At 37.6% G+C, this 20,621-nt stretch carries 23 protein-coding genes and 3 tRNA genes; 10 read left to right on the forward strand and 16 right to left on the reverse strand.

From position 1 onward, the window contains the following. Positions 1 to 11: 11 nt before the first annotated feature. The 12 genes from murC to mraZ form a co-directional block, all read right to left on the reverse strand. The gene (murC, locus tag ASG21_RS16185; protein ID WP_056082888.1) at positions 12 to 1,385 is read right to left on the reverse strand and encodes a UDP-N-acetylmuramate--L-alanine ligase; all 1,374 of its coding nucleotides are present in this window, start codon (positions 1,383 to 1,385) and stop codon (positions 12 to 14) included. A gap of 186 nt (positions 1,386 to 1,571) precedes the next feature. Then, positions 1,572 to 2,234, reverse strand: a complete 663-nt coding sequence (locus ASG21_RS16190) for a hypothetical protein (protein ID WP_056082891.1) — start codon at positions 2,232 to 2,234, stop codon at positions 1,572 to 1,574. After that, entirely contained in the window at positions 2,234 to 3,331 is a 1,098-nt protein-coding gene (murG, locus tag ASG21_RS16195) for an undecaprenyldiphospho-muramoylpentapeptide beta-N-acetylglucosaminyltransferase (protein ID WP_056082895.1), read from the reverse strand. The genes ASG21_RS16190 and murG overlap by 1 nt, the downstream gene beginning before the upstream one ends. A gap of 10 nt (positions 3,332 to 3,341) precedes the next feature. Further along, a complete protein-coding gene (locus ASG21_RS16200; protein ID WP_056082898.1) occupies positions 3,342 to 3,584 on the reverse strand; it encodes a hypothetical protein in 243 nt (80 codons plus the stop codon). A gap of 5 nt (positions 3,585 to 3,589) precedes the next feature. Beyond that, positions 3,590 to 4,828 (reverse strand): FtsW/RodA/SpoVE family cell cycle protein, encoded by a 1,239-nt coding sequence (locus ASG21_RS16205; RefSeq protein ID WP_056082901.1) that lies wholly within the window; start codon positions 4,826 to 4,828, stop codon positions 3,590 to 3,592. A 22-nt stretch (positions 4,829 to 4,850) separates the two neighbouring features. Further along, complete coding sequence (gene murD / locus ASG21_RS16210; protein WP_056082904.1) at positions 4,851 to 6,188, reverse strand: UDP-N-acetylmuramoyl-L-alanine--D-glutamate ligase; 1,338 nt, start codon at positions 6,186 to 6,188, stop codon at positions 4,851 to 4,853. Between the two features lie 55 nt (positions 6,189 to 6,243). Then, positions 6,244 to 7,485, reverse strand: a complete 1,242-nt coding sequence (gene mraY / locus ASG21_RS16215) for a phospho-N-acetylmuramoyl-pentapeptide-transferase (RefSeq protein ID WP_056082907.1) — start codon at positions 7,483 to 7,485, stop codon at positions 6,244 to 6,246. Between the two features lie 18 nt (positions 7,486 to 7,503). Beyond that, complete coding sequence (locus tag ASG21_RS16220; protein ID WP_056082911.1) at positions 7,504 to 8,964, reverse strand: UDP-N-acetylmuramoyl-L-alanyl-D-glutamate--2,6-diaminopimelate ligase; 1,461 nt, start codon at positions 8,962 to 8,964, stop codon at positions 7,504 to 7,506. 98 nt (positions 8,965 to 9,062) lie between these two features. Next, positions 9,063 to 11,060 carry a penicillin-binding transpeptidase domain-containing protein gene (locus ASG21_RS16225; protein WP_056082918.1) on the reverse strand — a complete coding sequence of 666 codons (1,998 nt, stop codon included), beginning with the start codon at positions 11,058 to 11,060 and terminating at the stop codon, positions 9,063 to 9,065. Then, positions 11,044 to 11,409 (reverse strand): FtsL-like putative cell division protein, encoded by a 366-nt coding sequence (locus tag ASG21_RS16230; RefSeq protein WP_056083773.1) that lies wholly within the window; start codon positions 11,407 to 11,409, stop codon positions 11,044 to 11,046. Before ASG21_RS16230 ends, ASG21_RS16225 begins: the two co-directional genes overlap by 17 nt. A 69-nt stretch (positions 11,410 to 11,478) precedes the next feature. Continuing rightward, positions 11,479 to 12,372 (reverse strand): 16S rRNA (cytosine(1402)-N(4))-methyltransferase RsmH, encoded by an 894-nt coding sequence (gene rsmH / locus ASG21_RS16235; protein ID WP_056082921.1) that lies wholly within the window; start codon positions 12,370 to 12,372, stop codon positions 11,479 to 11,481. Positions 12,373 to 12,417: 45 nt separating this feature from the next. After that, positions 12,418 to 12,876 carry a division/cell wall cluster transcriptional repressor MraZ gene (mraZ, locus tag ASG21_RS16240; protein ID WP_056082924.1) on the reverse strand — a complete coding sequence of 153 codons (459 nt, stop codon included), beginning with the start codon at positions 12,874 to 12,876 and terminating at the stop codon, positions 12,418 to 12,420. Positions 12,877 to 13,148: 272 nt separating this feature from the next. Between mraZ and ASG21_RS16245 the strand changes: the two genes are divergently transcribed. The 7 genes from ASG21_RS16245 to ASG21_RS16275 all read left to right on the forward strand — a co-directional run bounded on the left by ASG21_RS16245 (position 13,149) and on the right by ASG21_RS16275 (position 18,267). Beyond that, positions 13,149 to 13,910 (forward strand): alpha/beta hydrolase, encoded by a 762-nt coding sequence (locus ASG21_RS16245; RefSeq protein WP_056082927.1) that lies wholly within the window; start codon positions 13,149 to 13,151, stop codon positions 13,908 to 13,910. Positions 13,911 to 13,970: 60 nt separating this feature from the next. Next, complete coding sequence (yihA, locus tag ASG21_RS16250) at positions 13,971 to 14,594, forward strand: ribosome biogenesis GTP-binding protein YihA/YsxC (protein WP_056082930.1); 624 nt, start codon at positions 13,971 to 13,973, stop codon at positions 14,592 to 14,594. After that, the gene (locus tag ASG21_RS16255) at positions 14,587 to 15,036 is read left to right on the forward strand and encodes a GNAT family N-acetyltransferase (RefSeq protein ID WP_056082933.1); all 450 of its coding nucleotides are present in this window, start codon (positions 14,587 to 14,589) and stop codon (positions 15,034 to 15,036) included. The genes yihA and ASG21_RS16255 overlap by 8 nt, the downstream gene beginning before the upstream one ends. Before the next feature lie 643 nt (positions 15,037 to 15,679). Beyond that, positions 15,680 to 17,113 carry a tetratricopeptide repeat protein gene (locus ASG21_RS16260; protein ID WP_056082935.1) on the forward strand — a complete coding sequence of 478 codons (1,434 nt, stop codon included), beginning with the start codon at positions 15,680 to 15,682 and terminating at the stop codon, positions 17,111 to 17,113. A gap of 118 nt (positions 17,114 to 17,231) precedes the next feature. Then, positions 17,232 to 17,675 carry a hypothetical protein gene (locus tag ASG21_RS16265; protein ID WP_056083776.1) on the forward strand — a complete coding sequence of 148 codons (444 nt, stop codon included), beginning with the start codon at positions 17,232 to 17,234 and terminating at the stop codon, positions 17,673 to 17,675. Next, entirely contained in the window at positions 17,642 to 17,944 is a 303-nt protein-coding gene (locus ASG21_RS16270; protein ID WP_056082937.1) for a hypothetical protein, read from the forward strand. Before ASG21_RS16265 ends, ASG21_RS16270 begins: the two co-directional genes overlap by 34 nt. Then, positions 17,941 to 18,267: a transposase gene (locus tag ASG21_RS16275; protein ID WP_056082940.1), complete on the forward strand. Its 327-nt coding sequence runs from the start codon at positions 17,941 to 17,943 to the stop codon at positions 18,265 to 18,267. Before ASG21_RS16270 ends, ASG21_RS16275 begins: the two co-directional genes overlap by 4 nt. Positions 18,268 to 18,399: 132 nt before the next feature. Here the strand turns inward: ASG21_RS16275 and ASG21_RS16280 are convergent. From ASG21_RS16280 to ASG21_RS20255, 4 genes are all read right to left on the reverse strand, one after another. Further along, positions 18,400 to 18,483: transfer RNA gene (locus tag ASG21_RS16280), tRNA-Leu, on the reverse strand. 8 nt (positions 18,484 to 18,491) lie between these two features. Further along, a tRNA-Gly gene (locus tag ASG21_RS16285) sits at positions 18,492 to 18,564 on the reverse strand. Positions 18,565 to 18,570: 6 nt separating this feature from the next. Next, a tRNA-Leu gene (locus tag ASG21_RS16290) sits at positions 18,571 to 18,652 on the reverse strand. Further along, a complete protein-coding gene (locus ASG21_RS20255; protein ID WP_157844535.1) occupies positions 18,638 to 18,793 on the reverse strand; it encodes a hypothetical protein in 156 nt (51 codons plus the stop codon). The genes ASG21_RS16290 and ASG21_RS20255 overlap by 15 nt, the downstream gene beginning before the upstream one ends. Before the next feature lie 33 nt (positions 18,794 to 18,826). On the opposite strand from ASG21_RS20255, the gene ASG21_RS16295 reads away from it, so the two are divergent. From ASG21_RS16295 to ASG21_RS16305, 3 genes are read left to right on the forward strand one after another with little or no spacing between them, the layout of a single operon-like run. After that, positions 18,827 to 19,207 (forward strand): DUF3127 domain-containing protein, encoded by a 381-nt coding sequence (locus ASG21_RS16295; protein ID WP_056082943.1) that lies wholly within the window; start codon positions 18,827 to 18,829, stop codon positions 19,205 to 19,207. Positions 19,208 to 19,267: 60 nt separating this feature from the next. Further along, positions 19,268 to 19,918: a leucyl/phenylalanyl-tRNA--protein transferase gene (gene aat, locus ASG21_RS16300; RefSeq protein WP_056082946.1), complete on the forward strand. Its 651-nt coding sequence runs from the start codon at positions 19,268 to 19,270 to the stop codon at positions 19,916 to 19,918. Positions 19,919 to 19,923: 5 nt separating this feature from the next. Then, positions 19,924 to 20,610, forward strand: a complete 687-nt coding sequence (locus ASG21_RS16305; protein WP_056082950.1) for an NAD-dependent deacylase — start codon at positions 19,924 to 19,926, stop codon at positions 20,608 to 20,610. Positions 20,611 to 20,621 lie beyond the last annotated feature (11 nt).

The raw sequence follows: 20,621 nt of genomic DNA on the forward strand, positions 1-20,621 counted from the left end.
ACTGTTTTATTTTAATTTTTACTTAACCACTCACAAATCGGGTCGTACAGCGTATCAATATTTCCTGCACCCACCGTAAGCAAGATGTCAAATTCTTTATCTGTAATTTTATCAAAAGCTTCAGATAAATTTGAAATTTCTTTTTTATCTAAAGTCACTTTTTCTAATAACCAATCTGAAGTAATGCCTTCAAAATTTTCCTGAAGCTCTCTTGCCGGATAGATGTCGAGCAAAATCAACTCTTCAGAATTGCTTAGACTTTCAGCAAATCCATCCACAAAATCTCTCGTTCTGCTGAATAAATGCGGCTGAAATACCACCAATAATTTTTTATCAGGATAAAACGTTTTTATTGAACCTACGACAGCATTGATCTCTGTCGGATGATGCGCGTAATCGTCAATATAAATTTTACCGCTCGGATAAATATGTTTTGTATATCTTCTTTTTATGCCTTTAAAACTGGCGATCGCCTTCTTCAACGTTTCAAAATCAACTCCCAGATTATGCAGAATAGCAATCGCAACCGTTGCATTTTCCACATTGTGAATTCCCGGAACATCCCAGACAAACTCTTCGACAAGCTCAGAGTGACCATCGTTTGCTGGTGCATGAAAATCGAAATAGATTTTATCATAATCCATGCGGAGATTGTCTGAGTAATAGTCAGCTTCTTCGTTGACGGCGTATGTTTTGTGTGCTCTTCCGATTTCGATTCCTTTTCTTACAAAAAGCTGTTTGTCATCCGGAACCAATGCCGCAAACTGTCTGAAACCTTCTTCAATCGTATTTTTATCTCCGTAAATATCCAGATGATCTGCATCAGTCGAAGTTATTACCGCCCAGTCCGGAGAGAGGTTGAGGAAACTTCTGTCGTATTCATCGGCCTCCACCACAGAAAATTCTGTTCCGTTAAACAGGAAATTCGATTTAAAATTCTCCGAAATTCCACCTAAGAAACATGAAAACGGCAAATCTGCTTCTTTACACAAATGCGAAACCAGGGTTGACGTTGTTGTCTTTCCATGAGTTCCTGCAACAGCGATGCAGTCGGTGTTTTCGGTAATTAAACCTAAAACTTTTGCTCTCTTTTTTACTTTAAAATCACTTTCATTAAAATAATCTAAGATCCCCAGCTTTTTGATTGCCGGAGTGTAGATCACCAATGTATTTTCTTTCTGAAGTGACGTAATTTTATCATCAATCACATCTTCAAAAACAATATCAATTCCTTCGCTCATCAGCAACTGCGTCAGTTTTGTATTGGTTTTATCATAGCCCAAAACATTCTTGCCCGAAGCATGGAAGTAGCGCGCCAAAGCACTCATCCCGATACCTCCGATTCCGACGAAGTAAAAATTTTGATATGTTTCTAAATTGTTCATTTTTTTTAATTTGAGATTTGAAGTTTGAGATTTGAAATTGCTTAACCCTCTCTTATTCTGTCTCTTATATTTTATTATTTTTAAACATCATTTTGTCATTCCGAGGAACGAGGAATCTCAACTTAGATTCTTCAATTGCTCAATTTAATCAGAACAACACATTTAATTCGTTTACAATTATTTTTATTAATAATTTTTATAATTGAAAAGGCTATATCCAATCCAAATGAAAAATGCTATTCCGGAAATGATCAGAATGTTTTGCCCATGACTTCTGTCGTTTCTTTCAAAACCGTAAATTCTTTCACCATTTGGAAGCGCCTTTTTGTAATACATTAAATACGCTCCGATAAATATTCCTAAAAAGCCGCCTAAACATGCCGCTACATATCCTATAATAATCAGCCACGTCGGACTTGCTTCCTGTGTTGCAAGATTCTCAATTCTTTGCTTATTAATTATTTTCAAAAGATCCGGATTAATCTCTTTTCCCCGTTGTTTTAATATTTTTTGCGCAAGCAGATAGTCAAATTTATTCCACTCTTCTTTTTTTGTGACAATCTCAACCAATTCTTCATCGGTATAATCAAACAAATGGTAATCTTCCGCTACATTTTCTATTTCACTTTTAAGAAACTCTTCTTCCAGATTTTCAGCCAAGACGAAATCTTCAGGATGTATTTTTACTTCAAACTGTTTTGTATTGATATCACCTCCAAAATTTGAATCTAATTGAGATGAATTATTAATCAATTCGTAAGTAATATGATTCTGTTTCAGAATTTCCATTAATTCTAAAGCATCATCCTCGTAAATGAATTTTCGATATGTTGAAAGTCCTTTTATCATTACTTTATTATTTTAAATATCTCATCCACAATCTCTTTTGCCGCATTGGGTTTGGCAAAATATTTAAGACTGTCTGACATTTCTTTTCTTACATCTTCGTTTTCGCAGATTTCTGAAAGTGTATTCCAAAATTTCTCCTTCATTTCAACATCTTTAACCATTCGTGCTGCGTTTTTTTCAACAAGATTCATCGCATTTTTAGTTTGATGATCTTCTGCGGCAGTTGGTAACGGAACCAAAATCACGGGCTTTTTTGCCATCGCCAGTTCTGAAATCGCAATTGCTCCTGCTCTGGAAACAATTACATCGGCTGCAGAATAGGCGGTTGCCATATCTGAGATAAACTCCTTAATTTGGATGGAAGCTGGAGGCTGGAGGCTGGAAGTTATCTCCGCAAAGTCCAATTTCCCAGTTTGCCAAATCAACTGATAGCCTTTTTCTTTCAGGTTTTCTAAATTATCTTTCCAGCCGTTGTTTAAAGTTCGTGAACCCTGCGAACCACCTACGGATAGGATTGTTAATTTATTTTTGTCTAAACCTAATTTTTCCTTTGCAGTTTCAGAGTCGGTTAAGTCTGAAATTACATTTTGGCGAACCGGATTTCCAAGGAAGAATGTTTTAGTTCCATGAAAAAATTTCTCCATATCCGGATAGGCTGTAAAAATTGCTTTCGCTTTTTTACTGTTGGCAGTGTTAGTCTTTCCAGGAAAAGAATTCTGCTCCTGGATGAAAGTGGGAATTCCCATTTTCGCAGCCATGAATAAGGCTGGACCGCTCGCAAAACCTCCTGTTCCCACAGCAAAATCAGGTTTAAATTCTTTTATAATTTTTCTTGCTCTTATCAGACTTGAAATGAGTTTGAAAGGCAATCCTATGTTTTTAAGCAGATTTCCTCTGTCGAAACCGGCAATGTTTAAACCTTCGATTTTATAACCTGCCTGCGGAACTTTCTCCATTTCCATTTTTCCGTTGGCACCGATGAACAAAAATTCTGCATCAGGAAATCTTTTTTTGATTTCATCTGCAATAGCGATTGCCGGGAAGATGTGTCCTCCTGTTCCGCCGCCGCTCATTAGAATTTTTAATGTCCTGTTCATTTTAAAAATATTATGCTGTAGGTTGATTTTCAATCAAATCAATAAATTCCACTTCAACTGAAATCTCTTTTTGACTGTCAACAGCTTTTTCTGATATATTTTTCACGGAAAACATTCCGTCGTTGATCTCAATGACCTCTCCGGTTTCCAGCCTGAAAGTTTCAAGAAAACCTGAGATTTTCTCTGAGGTATCCAAAATCATCAGCTGCTCTGAACTTTTGTTATCTGTGAATATTATCTGTTTGGTTTCCATACTTTTTAAGCTATATCGTTAATTTCTGCTACACTTTGTTTTTTGCCAATACCTTCTTCATCATAAATCTGAATTCTTGAACTCACACTCAGAACCAGTCCCAACTGAATATAAGTCACCAACATTGATGTTCCCCCATAACTGATCAGCGGCAATGGCTGACCGGTAACCGGTATTAAATTTACAGCAACAGCTATATTTACAGCCAGCTGTATAAATATCATAACGCCAATACTCAGCACCAGCAACGATCCGAAAAATGCGGGCATTTTGCTGGCAATCATTACAATTCTTACAATCATAATAAGGTAAAGCGAAATCAGTAATCCTGCACCCAACAAACCATATTCTTCTACGATGATGGCAAAAATAAAATCGGAAGCAGACTGTGGAAGCATTTGCTTTAAAGCACTTTTCCCAGGTCCCATTCCTGTAACACCTCCGTGAACGATGGCGGCTTTCGCCTGCATTACCTGATAATTTTTAGCCTTTACACTTTCATCATCTACATCAGCAGTCTTTGCTTTGCTTGAGGTAAAAGTCTCGATACGGCTCATCCATGTGTGAACACGGTTTCCACCGATCATATTTGTATTTAAAGCAATCAGTAAAAACAAAATAATCGCAACCACTGAAGTTGAAATAAATCCTGCGATATATTTCCAGTTGAGCTGTCCGATCACCAATACAATCACAGAAACCATCAGAATCATTAAAGCTGTGGAACCGTTGTCTTTGGCAACAAGCAAAAACACGAGTAAAATAGGTCCGAAAATAAACCCTACGTTTTCACCAACCGTTCTTTCTCTCGCAATTTTCTTGGTTAAATATCTGCAGAGGTAAATAATGAGCATTAGAAATGCGAATGACGAAGGCTGAAACGAAAACGGCGTTCCAGGAATTTTGAGCCACCTTGAAGCACTTGCCCCATCGATGGTCTGCCCTGTGAACATCGTCAAAACCAGCAACCCACACATGACGATCAATAATGCCATGCTTATTTTACCGATGTGCTCGTATTTTACCATTCCTACCATTCTCATTAAGCCTAAACCTAATAAAAGGAAAAACATGTGTTTTACAATGTGGCTGGTAGTGGTGCCGTTATTTACGATATATTCAAGGTTTGAACTCGCAGAATATACAGGGAAAATGGAGAAAATGGAGATCAAAATAATGACCATCCAAAGCACTTTATCGCCCTTTAGAAATTCAAATTTCGGATCTGTAATCTGTTCGTTCATATTTTATGCTATTGGCTTCTGGCTAATTGCCATTGGCTTTTAAAACCTGTTCTTTAAACTGATGACCTCTGTCTTCATAATTATTGAAGAGGTCAAAACTTGCACAGCACGGAGACAGTAAAACCGTATCTCCGGATTTCCCTAGAGATTTTGAAATTTTCACGGCTTCTTCCATGCTCGATGTGCTGTAAATCAGCTCTTTTTTGCCTTTAAAGAAATCGATAATTTTCTGATTATCAAGTCCGATGCAGACAATTGCTTTTACTTTTCTTTTAACTAAATCTTCTACTTCTGTATAATCATTTCCTTTATCCACGCCTCCCACGATCCAAACCGTCGGCGTTTTCATGCTTTCCAGAGCATAATAAGCGGCGTTGACGTTGGTTGCTTTACTGTCGTTGATGAACTTTACACCGCCAATTTCTGCTACAAATTCCAGTCTGTGCTCCACTGCCTGAAAGGTCATCAGAGAATTCCTGATGCTTTCATTGTTGATTTCCAATATTTTACCGGCGATCGACGCAGCAAGACTGTTGGCAACATTATGATTTCCCAATAAAGACAATTCATCAATTTTCATGGTGAACTGATCTTTCAAATTGATCTGAATATTTTCTCCGTTAATAAAACCACCTTCAGTCAATTTTTCTTTGGTAGAAAACGGGATCATTTTAGCCTTAATTTCAAACTTTTCCAGAATATTTTTGCTCATTTCGTCATCTTTATTGTAGATGAAAAAATTGTCATTCTCCTGATTTTCAGCTATTCTGAATTTTGCTAAAGCATATTCTTCGTAATTGTAATTGTACTGATCGAGGTGATCTTTAGACAGATTCAACAGCAAAGAAATATACGGTCTGAAATTCTGAATATCATCGAGCTGGAAAGAGCTTACCTCCAAAACATAATATTCATGGCTTTCGTCGGCCACCTGTTTTGCGAAACTGTAGCCTATATTTCCGCCCAGACCTACATTTAATCCATCGTTTTTAAGGATGTGGTAAATAAGCGACGTTGTAGTTGTTTTTCCGTTGCTACCTGTGATGGCGATGATTTTCGCATCTGTGAATTCTGCGGCAAATTCAATTTCAGAAGAAAGTCTGATATCTCTATCATGAATTTTAGTGATCATGTCAGCCTTCTTGGGAATTCCCGGGCTTTTTACAATCCAGTCTGCATTTAAAATTCTTTCTTCATCGTGGTTTTCCTCTTCAAATTCGATTTCATTTTCAGTTAAAAACTGCTTGTAGTTATCCTTAATGGCACCTTTGTCTGAAAGAAACACTTCCAGACCCTTCTTTTTAGCCAAATAAGCAGCACCACAACCGCTTTCTCCACCTCCTAAAACAACTATTTTCATAAACCTGCTTTTTGCTATTTGCTGTTAGCTTCCTGCTTCCAACTCCCGCTATTTTCTATCTCATTTTTAATGTAATGAGACAAACAATTGCCATCATAACCCCTATGATAATCATCCTGTTAACAATTTTACTTTCGTGAAAACCATCTTTCTGATAATGATGATGCAAAGGAGACATTTTAAACAATCTGTTATTTTGGGCATATTCCAACCCAAATTTTCTTTTTCTGTATTTGAAAACCACCACCTGAAGCATTACAGATATGTTTTCTATTAAAAATATTCCGCACAGAACAGGAATCATCAATTCTTTTCTTAAAATAATCGCCAAAACAGCAATTACGCCACCAAGCATTAAACTTCCGGTATCTCCCATGAAAACCTGAGCAGGATACGTATTGTACCAGAAAAATCCAATCACTGCACCCACCATGGCGACGGCAAAAATGGTCGTTTCACCCATGTTTGGGAGGAACATTATGTTGAGATAATCTGCAAAAATGATGTTCCCTGAAACGTAAGCGAAAAATGCCAACGCGAGCAGAATAATCGTGCTCGTTCCGGCCGCCAGACCGTCAATTCCGTCGGTGATATTGGCACCGTTGGAAACTGCTGTTACTATGAAAATTACTATTGGAATGAACACAATCCAAGCCCATTCATGAGCCTCTGCATCATCCATCCAGAACAAAATTCCACTGTAATCAAACTCATTGTTCTTGGTAAACGGAACTGTGGAAACGGTGATTTTTTCAGTTGGTGAAAAATTCTGCTCCACATTATTTCTGTTCACTACTTTAGCATCCGCATATTTTCTTTTTACCGTAATATCGGGGTGAAAATACATGGTAACACCTACAATCAGGCCTAAACCGACCTGTCCAACGATTTTAAATTTCCCGCTGAGACCGTCTTTATTTTTCTTTACTTTCTTTAAATAATCATCAATAAAACCAATCGCGCCCATCCAGACTACCGAAACAATCAGCAAAACGATATAAACATTTGTAATTCTGGTGAACAGCAAAACAGGAATAAGAGTTGCGATAATAACAATCAAGCCTCCCATTGTCGGAGTTCCTTCTTTCTGTTTTTGTCCGTCTAATCCCAAATCACGCACCAGTTCGCCCATCTGTTTTCCTCTCAGATAATTGATGATGTTTTTACCATAAATAAGAGCAATCAACAAAGACAGCAACACCGCCATTCCTGCACGGAAAGAGATGTACTTCATCATTCCCATTCCTGGAATGTGGATGCCCTGGCTCGTTAGATATTCGTATAGATAATACAGCATATTGCTTTTATTTAAATTTTATTTGCTCATTAATTGCCATAGTTCAGTGATGACCTCCTTATCGTCAAAATGATGCTTTACACCATTGATTTCCTGATAATTTTCGTGGCCTTTTCCGGCTACGACGATGATGTCTTTTGGCTCGGCAAATTTTATAGCCATTTTTATCGCTTCTCTTCTGTCGGGAATTGAAGTGTATTTGCTGAAATTCTGAGGTTCAACGCCTGCTTCAATTTCTTTTATTATTGCTGCAGGATCCTCGGTTCTCGGGTTGTCCGAAGTGATGATTGCCAGAGTTGATTTCTTAGTGGCAATATTTCCCATTTCAGGTCTTTTGGAGTGATCTCTGTCGCCTCCGCAACCGAAAACTGTGATCAGTCTTTCGTTTTTGGTTCTGATTTCGTTGATGCTGTCGAGTACATTTTCCAATGCGTCAGGAGTGTGAGCATAGTCTACGACGAAGAAAATGCCGCCGTCGGATTTAAAAGTTTCAAATCTACCGTTGACTCTTTTCAAAATGCTGATGGCCTGAAGAATTTCATCCTGCTGAAAGTCTAATTCAGAAGCAATTGCGAAAACCAGAAGCAAATTATAGACATTAAACTTTCCTGTTAAGGTTGTCCAGAATTCTTTTCCGTTGAAGTTTAACAGCATTCCGTTGAAATCTACTTCCATAGTTCTTCCGTGGTAATCTGCCATCGTTTTCAAAGCATAAGACTTTTTCGCAGCCCTTGTGTTCTGAAGCATCACATTTCCGTTTTTATCATCCACGTTGGTGATAACAATAGCTTCGCTATTTAATTCATCAAAAAATCTTTTTTTCGTTTTTAAATATTCATCAAACGTTTTATGATAATCTAAATGATCGTGCGTAAGATTGGTAAAACCCGCGATTTTAAAGGTTAAACCTTCAATTCTGTTTTGAGAAATACCGTGTGAACTCACTTCCATAAAAGCAAATTCGCAACCTGCTTCAACTGCTTTTGCCAAAGTTTGATTAATGGTAATCACATCAGGTGTAGTGTGTGTTGCAGGAATTTTTTCATCTCCAATTCTGATTTCTACCGTTGAAAGTAAAGCTGAATCGTAGCCTAAATTTTTAAAAACATCAAACAGCAAAGTGGAAACAGAGGTTTTCCCGTTGGTTCCTGTAACGCCAATAAGTTTTAATTTTCCTGAAGGATTTCCGTAAAAATTGGAAGCAAGATGGCCTAAAGTTTTTGATGAGTCTTTTACTTTGATGTAGGTAATATTATCATTTAAATTTTCCGGAAACTCTTCGCAGACAATAACTGTTGCTCCTTTTTCAACAGATGATGCAATGTAGGAATGACCATCCGCAACCGTTCCTCTCACTGCAATATACAATGAGTTTTGGATCACTTTTCTGCTGTCGAATACCAGTTCTGAAACGTCTTTTGTAAGAGTTCCTGCTGTTTCCAGAATTTGGATTCTTTCTAATAATCTGCTTAATTCCATATACCTACATTCCGGTGCTTCGCACCTCTTAATATCTTTTTACTTAGTGCTGACATACTGCGATTGCATCGCTTAGCTCTGCCGTGAAGTATTTAACTTTAATTCTGCAACGTCAGATAAATCCTTTGATTTTTACTGATCACCGTGCCTTCGAGCGGAAACTGTTCCTTAATTCTTCCGACTCCTTTAAATTCCACCCTGTAACCTAAATTTTCCAGCTGAGGAATTACATTTTTGCCGATTAAACCGACAACGGTCGGCATCTGTTTATTGTTAACCGCGACTTTCACATTCGGTTCAACCAGTTTATTAAGGTTTACCTTTTTATCGACGAGCATTTCCTTTTCGATATTCTGTGGCGTTTTAAGGAAAGTTTTACCTGCAATTTCCTTAAAAACCGGAGCTGAAACCGTTCCTCCGTAAAATCCTTTTGAAACATTTGGCTCACTGATCATGACGTAGCATGTATATTTCGGATTATCTGCAGGATAAAATCCTGCGAATGACGCTCTGTACTTCATTGGACCGGGCAGCCAGTATTCAAATCTTGCGGTCCCGGTTTTTCCTGCCATTTTCAGGTTGGGTGTAAAAATGCTTCTTGCCGTACCTTTTTCAACTGCTTTTGTAAGTGCACTCGTCATCATCTGAATTGCTTTTTCAGAAGCCATTTTTTTAACCATGACCTGAGGCTCTGCTTCAAATGTTACTTTACCATCCTGCATGATTTTATCGATGAACAGAGGTTTTACCATTTTACCTCTATTGGCAACACCGTTGTAAAATGTAGCCAGCTGCAAAAGATTGATGTTGGTGGAATATCCGTAACCTATTGATGCCAGTGTCGCTGCGTTCCATCTTTTATGCTCAGGAGTGAGAATTTTCGGTTTTGTGATTCCCGGCAGTTCAATATCCATTTTATCGAAAAGCTTCCATCTTTTTAAATGATCCAAAAATATCTGTGGCTTGTCTGCATAATACTGAGTTATAAGTTTTGCAGTTCCCACGTTGCTGGATTTTGCCAGAACATCACTGATTTCATAGACTCCTCCACCGTGGCCGTCATTGATTCTCTGCTTGGCATAAACCCATGAACCACTTCCAACATTTACTGTTGTTTTCTCATCAATAAAACCGTCGTCCATCGCTGCCAGAAGTGAAATCACTTTAAAAGTCGATCCCGGTTCGATATTATCTTTTATTGCATAATTATAAGAATCTACATACTCACCAGCATCATCACGCTGAAGATTCACCATCGCACGAACTTTTCCGGTTTCCACTTCCATAACGATAACGGTTCCGTGTTTTGCTTCAAAATTGACCAGCTGTTTTTCCAGAGCGGAGTGAGCAATATCCTGAATTCTAAGATCTAAAGTGGTATAAACATCCTGACCGTCTACAGGTTCTTCCACCTTCCAGTAATCAATCGGTTTCCACTGCGCAGAATTGATTCTCTGCTCAAGACGTTTGCCGTCTTTGCCCCGCAAATATTTTGAAAAGGCACCTTCAAGACCAGATGTGTACTGACCGTTGTCCATTCCAATGGTTCCCGAGCCAATTTCGGTTGTAGCCAGTTCGCGCTTGTAATTTCTTTCTACAATAAAACCTCCTTTATTTTTTCCTCTTTTAAAAATCGGAAATTTTCTGATTCTGTCGTACTCGTCAAAATCAAGACCTTTTACCAACGAGTAATATTGATTTTCTCTTCCTTTTTTACGCTGCTCATCAAACCTTTTGCGGTATTCTGCTCTGGGCTTGCCAAACATTTTGCTTAAAGAATCGCTGAGTGCACCGATATTGTTGGTATAAACAGTATCGCGCATTGTTTTAAAATCAAGATAAATATCGTATCTCATCACGGTAGTCGCCAAAATAGATCCGTCTGAGGCAAAAAGATTTCCTCTTGCGGCTTTCAGTGTGGCTTCACGGTAATTTTTGTTGATATAATCTTCTTTGATTTCGGTAACATTGGTATTCTGCAACAGTACAATTCTGCCCATGAACAGCGCAAATACGCATAAAGCCACCACTGCAAAGAGGTAGCCCCAACGTAATGTTTTCTTACGTTTGTTGTCGTATTCATTTTGATTCTGCATCCGTACTGTCCAGTTTTATTAGTAGTTTATGCGGGTGGCTTTCGAGCGTCATTAGAGAATCCTGTGCTACTTCTTTTCCCAGCTCCGATTCCATTTTTACTTTGATGAGTTTGCTCTGAGCGTAAGCATTTCTTGATTTAAATTCTTCAGTTTCTTCTTTTAATGCATTAACAATTTTGATTTTCTGATTGACCAGATGGTTGGTATAAATCATCGCCATCATCAATATAAATAGCAGCAGAAAATATTTGTAATGGGCTTTCACCTCATCACGGTTCAGAAAGTTCCCCTTTACAATATCTATAAAAGTGAGTTTTTTCTGAGGTTTGTATGTATTTCTTTTTGCCACGTTTGTTTTATTGGTAATCAGTAATTGGTAATGAGTAATTTCCATTGCTCATCACTCATTGCTCATTACTTATATTTTTATTCCTGTTCTCATTTTTGCACTTCTCGCTCTGGAGTTTTCTTCAATTTCCTGATCATCAGGAATAATTGCTTTGCTCTTTACCAGCTCAAATGCTTTGCTGTAATTTCCGTAGATATCTCTTTCAGGCTCGCCTTCAAACATTCCGTTTTTCAAAAATCTTTTTACAAGACGGTCTTCAAGTGAGTGATAGGAAATTACAACCAGTCTTCCGTCCTGTTTCAAAACATTGTAAGACTGCACCAGCATTTCCTTCAGAACATCCAACTCCTGATTCACTTCAATTCGGATAGCCTGAAACAGCTGTGCATAAAATTTATTTACTTTATGCGGCGGCAGATAACTGAAAAGTTTTTTAAGATCTTCAGTAGTTTCAATCACCTTTATTTTTCTGTGATGAACGATGTCACGGGCCAATTTTCTTGCTTCTCTCAATTCACCGTAATAGTAAAATATGTCAGCGAGAGCCTCTTCGTCATAATCGTTGATTACTTTTTTCGCATCCAGACTCTGCATGATATTCATTCTCATATCCAGCGGAGCATTACTTCTTGTTGAAAAGCCGCGCACAGCTTCGTCAAACTGATGTGATGACACACCCAAATCCGCCAAAACCCCGTCAACTTTTGAAATTCCGTACATCAGTAAAGAATTTTCAAGAAATCTGAAATTCTGATTGATTAATGTAAATCGCGGGTCGTCAATTGTATTTTTAAGCGCATCCAGATCCTGATCAAAACTGAACAGTTTTCCACCTTCTGAAAGTCTGCTCAAAATTTCTCTTGAATGACCACCACCACCAAACGTACAGTCTACATACACGCCGTCCGGATTCGTCACCAAATCATCTACACTCTGCTTTAATAAAACGGGATTATGATACATGTTAAGTTTGTGTTTTTTAATTGTTTACAATCAGATTCCGGTAATCTATTCTTCGTTAAAAGAACCCATCACCTGCTCTGCAAGATTTGCAAAATCCTCTTCATTGGTTGAGATTACACTTTCGTAGGCATCCTTATCCCAAATTTCAAATAGTTCACCCGCGCTTGTAATCACGATGTCTTTCTGAAGACCCGAGTACTGCGTAAGGTCTTTTGAAATCTGAAGCCTTCCGGCATTATCCAGCTCTACGGTTTTCACTCCTGCCGTAAACATTCTAATAAAATCAGCATTCTGTTTGTTGAATCTGTTGAGTTTATTAATTTTGTCCATCATTTTATCCCACGCATTCATAGGATAAACTTCAAGGCACTTTTGGAACACAGAACGCTTTACCACAAAGGTTTTGTCATCAAAATTCTCCATCTGCTTTATTAAAGAAGAGGGTACTTTGAGACGGCCTTTGTCGTCTATTTTGCACTCATATGTTCCAATGAAATTTCTCATTTGGGACAAAATTAGAAATATTTTTCCAAAAGCTCCCACTTTTTCCCACTTTTTGACTTAATGTTAATAAGTTTTACCTTTAAGGTTCAAAATCAATCTTAACGGCTGATAATTTGGAAGTTGTAAATTTCAGCAGATGAAGCGCGATAAAGACTTTCAGAAAAAACTCACCAAAATGTGCAGTTGTATGTTATTTTTATTTTAAATTAGGCTTGGCAAAATATTTGTGACGTTTAATTTGTATTTTTGCAAGGCTTTCTTAAAGCATATTTATGATATTCAAAACAAAAAAAGAGAAAAAATTCGCCTTTGTGGAAGCGGGAGAAGGACATCCATTGGTACTGTTGCACGGTCTGATGGGTGGTCTCAGCAATTTTGAGAAAATGGTAGACTTTTTTTCTGAAAAAGGTTTTAAAGTTTACGTACCTCAGCTTCCGATATATGACCTTCCGGTTCTCAATACCAATCTCACAACAATAGCCAAATATGTTGTTACTTTCATTGAAAGCAATATTGGTAAACCAGTTACCATCGTAGGCAACTCAATGGGTGGGCATGTAGGTTTGATTTTAACACTCGCCCGTCCGGATCTCGTACAGAATCTTGTGCTGACAGGAAGTTCAGGTTTATACGAAAGAGCTTTCGGAGACAGTTTTCCGAGAAAGAATGACCGTTCCTATATAAGAAAGAAGGCAGAAGAGGTTTTTTATGATCCAACTGTAGCATCTGAAGAACTGGTAGACGAAGTTTTCAGTGTGGTAAATGACAGAATGAAAGGCATTAAAACTGTAATGTTGGCCAGAAGCGCCATCAAACACAATATGCTGAATGATCTTCCTAAAATTTTGAGACCAACATGTCTGATCTGGGGAAAACAGGACAACGTAACTCCGCCTGAAGTTGCTATCGATATGAATAAATTTATCCCAAATTCAGAACTTTTCTGGATTGATAAATGTGGTCACGCAGCAATGATGGAAAAGCCTGATGAATTCAATGAAATTCTTTACGCCTGGTTAAAAAATAAAATTTAATAAAAAATAAGACAGCCATTAAGAAATTTCTTAATGGTTTGTTTTTCTAAAATATATATTATGGTCATTAAAACAGCCACCTTTGTAAAAAGCAGCGGAAAATGGCAGGAATGCCCCGAACCCAATATGCCGGAATACGCGTTCATCGGCAGATCCAACGTTGGGAAATCTTCTCTCATCAACGCAATGATGAATCATAAAGATTTGGCAAAAACCTCGGGAACCCCAGGTAAGACACAGCTTATCAATCATTTTTTGGTAAACGAAACCTGGTATCTGACAGATTTACCAGGCTATGGTTATGCAAAAGTTTCAAAATCAATCAGAAAAGACTTCGAAAAACTGATTACCAACTACATTCTGAACAGAAAAAATCTTGTTAACCTTTTTGTCTTAGTAGATTCCAGACACAAACCACAGACAATTGACCTCGAGTTTATACAGTGGTGTGGTGAGAGTGGAGTTCCGTTTTCGATTGTATTTACAAAAGCAGACAAACTAAAGCCGAACGCAGTGATAAAAAATATTGAAGATTACAAAACCGAACTGCACAAGACATGGGCTGATCTTCCGGAAATCTACGTGACTTCTGCAGAAAAAAAAGAAGGCTGTGCAGAAATTTTGAGCTTCATCCAGACTACGAATGAATTTCTAATTAACAACAGCGTGACCTTCGATGAGTAATATTATCTGGAAAATTAAAACGTTTGAAGAATTTACTGTTCCTGAACTTTATGCGGTTCTCAAAGCACGGATCGATGTTTTTGTGATAGAGCAAAACTGTCCTTATCCTGATCTTGATGATTACGACCAGAAAGCTGTGCACATTTGGGCTGAGGAAGACGGGGAAGTTTTAGCCAACTGCAGAATCTTTAACAAAGGAATTAAATATCCTGAAACATCAATCGGCAGAGTTTTAACTACAGAAAAAGCAAGAGGTAAAAATCTGGGAAGACAGCTTATAAAGTACGCTGTTGAAACAATTGAAAACCGTTTTGGAATTTCACAAATCAGAATTTCGGCTCAGGATTATCTACTGAAATTTTATGGTGAATTTGGCTTTGAAGATACCGGAAAAAAATATCTGGAAGACGGAATTCCTCACACAGAAATGTTGAGAAAATAAGAGTCTCATCACTTTGCTTTAAAAAAAACAAACAGCACATATAAATAATTAAACCCAGAGTTCTTCCTGGGTTTTTTTTATTTCTAATCTCCAATAATTACACTCTCCCCATTTTCGCTGTTAAAAAGGAAAAAAATCTGATGATTTACGGCGTGATCATTAAAACTAAAACAGTACAAAAATTCAATTGATTCTCTCCAGTGAAATAACAGACATCAATGATTAAGATTTAAAATTAAATTTTATATTCCTGAAAATCAAATATTTAAATCAAAATAGATACTAAATAGGGTACCAATTATTATGTTAAATAGGAAAATTTAAGATTTCTTTGCCAACCCAAAAACACAATCTGATGGAAACTGAAAAATGAAAATTTCTCATACAGAATTCTCATCATATCCCTCCGCAAAAAGGAAGAATGGCCTGTTCTTCTGCTAAAAAACACAATGATATTTCAACCCGCGGAGGGAGAGATGAGATAAGATTTCGCGCAGCTTGCCGGCCATTATTTTATTTTCCTGAAAATGATCAGGAAGTTTTCCTTAAATTTATTCAGTAAAATTCCTAAACATCAAGGAGAATTAAAAATCCTATCTCCTGAAAGCATGTGCTTTAGCGGAATTTAAAAACTTCATTCAAAGTGACTAAAACTGTATTTATTACAATCTGTATATTCTTCATCGGTTTCATCTCTGCTGATGCTCAAATCTATACTAAAAAAGCAACAGACTCTGTTTTTGACAATCATGTGGTACGTCTGTTCAAAAACGGACAGCTACAGGAGTCTCTGGAACTCTGTAAAAAAGTAATACGCGAATATGAAAGCCTGAATGCAGACGAGGATGCAGCAAAAGCATATCTTTTTGCCGCCAATACCAGCAGCAATCTTTACCGGATCAAAGAAAGTATGCACTATCTCGATCTTGCCCTCGAAAAGTGTAAAGATCTCGACAACCCCTCACTTAACGCCAGAATTTACGGGGAATACGGCAGAAATTATAATGCTTTGGGGTTTAATGAAAAAGCAATAGAAAATTACAGTATCGCGATTGATATTGCGAAAGGAAATCCGAAAGCAAATGCCGGCCACCTGCAGTATTTTTACGGTCTACGAAGTGTTATTCACGAGGAGAATAAGAATATTAAAGCTTTCTACAAGGATATTCAGAACGCCCACAAGGCGTCCTCCAACACATTTACTGCTTCCAGAATAGCAAAGTATTTTATCTCATATAACAAAGATCTTGATTCCGCAAGATACTACTTGGATCTGGGCAAAAAAATCTATGAAACCAAAAAAATTCCTGTCTTTCAGAAATCAGTTCTGCAGAGAAATTTTGGAAGGTATTACATGGAAAGAAAAGATTTTGCAAAGGCAATTGAATGCTATGAAGAAGCTCTGGTGATTTGTAAACAATTAAAAAAACCACAGGATGTGCGGGATATTCACAAACTTTTATATGAAGCTCACAAAGCATCCCAAAACAACACAGAAGCTATAGAAAACCTGGAAAAACACACTTCTTTAAATGACAGTCTGGCAACTGTAAGCACCCAAATACAGGAAATCCCCGTAAAAAAACTTATTAAAGAAAAAGAAGAAGTTTCAGAAAAATCAAAGACTCAACTTTATCTGATTATAGCCATAATTCTGTTCTTATCAGCGGGAATCTTTATCTTTCTGAAAATAAAATACTCTAAAAAGAGCAGAGCGGATGAAGAAAAACTGTATTCTAAAGAAGAAGAAAACTCTCAGCTGCAACTAAAAGTAAATGAAGCTTTCGAAGAAATCATTTTCCTCGCCAAAAGTAACAGCCCCGAATTTTTCACCCGTTTTCAGGAAGTATATCCCGAAGTAATCAGCAAACTTCTACAGATTGATTCTAAACTCAGGGTTTCAGAACTTACTCTCTGTTCCTATATTTTTTTAGGGTTTACTACCAAAGATATAGCAACTTTTACGTTCCGGACATTAAGCACGGTCCGTAATAGAAAGCACAATTTGAGAACAAAACTCAGTATTCCTGCTGAAGAAAGCACTGAACTCTGGTTTAAAAATTTAGCTAAAAAATAATTTTAAATAAATTGTTTATCAATTAGTTAAACGAAAGTAGTATCTCAATAGACCCCCTGTTTTTTTTATTTTCCAATAGTTTGAACGTTCTTTGAATTCAAATTATAAATCACAAATTTTGGACTTTAAAAAAATTCACATCGGTTCTCTTATTGAGCAGAAAATAAGAGAAAACAAAACAGAATTTTCAAGAATCTGCAGTTTCATGGCAAGCACTGAGGAAGAAATCAAAACAATGCTTTCATCGCCAAGCCTTAATTCTGACGTTCTCTTAAAATGGTGTAAACTCCTGGAGTACGACTTCTTCAGAATTTACAGCCAGCATCTGATTCTCTATTCTCCCGCTGCATCTTCATCTGCAGACAAAAGCTCAGAGGGTGCAAAAACAAAAACATCACTGCCGGTCTTCCGAAAGCATATCTACACGCAGGAGATGATCAGTTTTATACTTGAACAGATCAGTTGCGGGCAAATAACGAAAGCCAGTGCCGTCGAAAAATACAGAATACCGAAAACCACGTTATACAAATGGATCAACAAGTACGAAAACTTAAAAAGCTGATTGCAAATTATCTTCATAAATCTAAAAATGAAATTTTAATTTCATTTGGAAGGCCGGCCAGAAAATCTGACAGTGAAGTATGGTTTTTCAGAAAATTCAAGCCGAGTTTCTATAATGATGAGATCGTATTTATTTTCGAAGATGATAAAGTAGTTGATATTTCCATAAGCAAATATTTTCTTTGGAAAGAGCTCATCAATGTGTATTATTTTGAGGGAAAAAATCCCGAATTCAAAGTTGTTTCTTTTTTAGCACCAAAAGATTTATGAAAAATCCAGGACCAAACTACAAACTGATTTTCAGTGATATTATCGACTTAAAACATCCCGACAAGAGGGTTGCCTGCAAAAACTTACTGGAAAAAGATGATCTCTCCGCACTCGACATCATTAAGCTCAACACCATTATTTTTGGTAATTCGGGGAAAGATGCAGAAATTTTCAATCAAAAACACCGGACCTACAGCCAAACAGACATCAAACAGATTATTGAATACCAGAAAAAAAATAAATTAAGCAATATTCAGGTCGCGAGAGATTTTAAAATGAGCAGAAACACAATTTCGAAATGGAAAAAAAATTATGCCGAATAAATAATAATAAAGATTAATTGAAAATCTTTCAAGGGGTATTAATTTTCCAAAATGCAAAAAAGATATATTACCATTTTGGCCACCCCTAAAAACAAAAAAGACTGTTAATCAATGATTAACAGTCTTTTTAAGTACCCCAGACGGGACTTGAACCCGTACATCCTTGCGGATACAGGATTTTAAGTCCTGCGTGTCTACCAATTCCACCACCAGGGCGTGATGAGAGCGAAAAACGGGACTCGAACCCGCGACCCCAACCTTGGCAAGGTTGTGCTCTACCAGCTGAGCTATTTTCGCAATAAGTGCGGATGAAGGGACTCGAACCCCCACGCCTCACGGCACCAGATCCTAAGTCTGGCGTGGCTACCAATTACACCACATCCGCATGATTATTGAAATATTTTAAAGAACTTCCTTCGTTTTTGTGAGTGCAAATATAGGGCAAAAAATCATAACTGCAAGTCTTTTGCAACTTTTTTTTCATTTTTTTTAAAATTTTATTTCTTCCTTTATTTTTACGTTTCATTTTATTACTTTTACATCTTTAACATTTAATGATATGGAATTACAAGGTACGGTAAAGAAAATCTCTGAAGTTCAGTCTTTTGCAAGCGGTTTTCAGAAAAGAGAAATGGTGATTTTGACGCAGGAGCAGTATCCGCAGCCAATCAACATCGAATTTTTGCAGGATAAGATCAATTTGCTTGATAATGTTTCTGAAGGTGAAAATGTGAAAGTGGGAATCAACATCAGAGGTAGAGAATGGGTGTCTCCGCAGGGCGAAACTAAATATTTCAACTCTATTACAGGATGGAGAGTTGAAAAGGTAATGGATAACAACAGCGCAGAGCCAACGCACGCAACACCAAACCAGTCTGCATCGCCAGCTGCTTCTAATGCAAACCCTTTTGAAGAAGACGACGACGATCTTCCTTTCTAATCGAAATCTAAAATCAAAATACAATCCTGCTTTCCGAAAAAAAGTGGGATTTTTTGTCTTATGGTAAAACTTGATCCCAAAGAGATAACTTTTCCCGACCCGGAATTTTACGATGGCCACGAAGGCATTATCGCTTACGGTGGCGACCTGTCGGCAGACCGTGTGTGGTTTGCCTATCAAAACGGTATTTTTCCGTGGTTTAATCCGGATGAAGAGATTCTTTGGTGGTGTCCCGATCCCAGATTTGTACTTTTTCCTGAAGAAGTAAAAATTTCGAAGTCGATGAAGAAAATTTTAGACAGGAACATTTTCACATTCACAGAAAATCAATATTTTGAAGAAGTCATCCGGAACTGTCAGCAGACAGCGAGAAAAGATCAGGACGGAACGTGGCTTTCAGAAGAACTTATTCAGGTTTTTCTGCAATTTCACAGGTATGGTTTGGCAAAAAGTATTGAAGTTTGGCAAAATGACGAATTGGTTGGAGGATTCTATGGTTTGAAAATCGGAAATGTTTTCTGTGGCGAAAGCATGTTCAGCAAAGTGAGCAACGCCTCAAAAGCAGGTTTTATAACGTTTGTGGAGAAAAATAAAGATTCTCTCACGCTTATCGACTGTCAGTCTCACACACCTCACCTTGAAAGTCTTGGAGCACGGATGATTGCTAAAAAAGTTTTTTTGCATATTTTAAAGGAAAATAATCAGATCTAAAACCGATGAAAAAACTCACCATTTTAAGCGGAGCCGGAATCAGCGCTGAGAGCGGAATTAAAACCTTCAGAGACGGCGACGGACTTTGGGAAAACCACAGCATCACAGACGTAGCAAGTCCGGAGGGTTGGATGAAGGACAGAGCATTGGTTCTGGATTTTTACAACCAGAGACGCCGTCAGCTGCATGAAGTAGAGCCCAATGATGCCCACAAATTACTCGCAGCACTGGAACAACATTTTGAAGTACAAATTATCACTCAAAACATAGACGACCTCCACGAAAGAGCAGGTTCTACAAATATCACCCATCTTCATGGTGAACTTTTTAAATCCTGCTCGTGCAACAACAAAAATCTGATTTACGAGCAGAAAAACGACATCAACATTGGCGACAAAGCGGAAGACGGAGCTCAGCTCAGGCCTTTTATCGTTTGGTTTGGCGAAGAAGTGCCAATGATGGAAAAAGCAACCAAGCTCGCCCGTGAGGCCGATATTTTCCTTGTTATTGGAACATCTCTTCAAGTCTATCCTGCCGCAGGATTGGTTCACGAGATTAAAGATGACTGTCTTCTGATCGTTATCAATCCCAATGAAACTGGTTTCGGTTACGGACAGAGAGCCGTTGTAATGAAAGAGACTGCGACCCAGGGAATGAAGCTGTTGTTTGACAAACTTGTGGATTTGGCTTAAAAAATTACACT

The organism is Chryseobacterium sp. Leaf394, assembly GCF_001424105.1.
Lineage (GTDB): Bacteria > Bacteroidota > Bacteroidia > Flavobacteriales > Weeksellaceae > Chryseobacterium.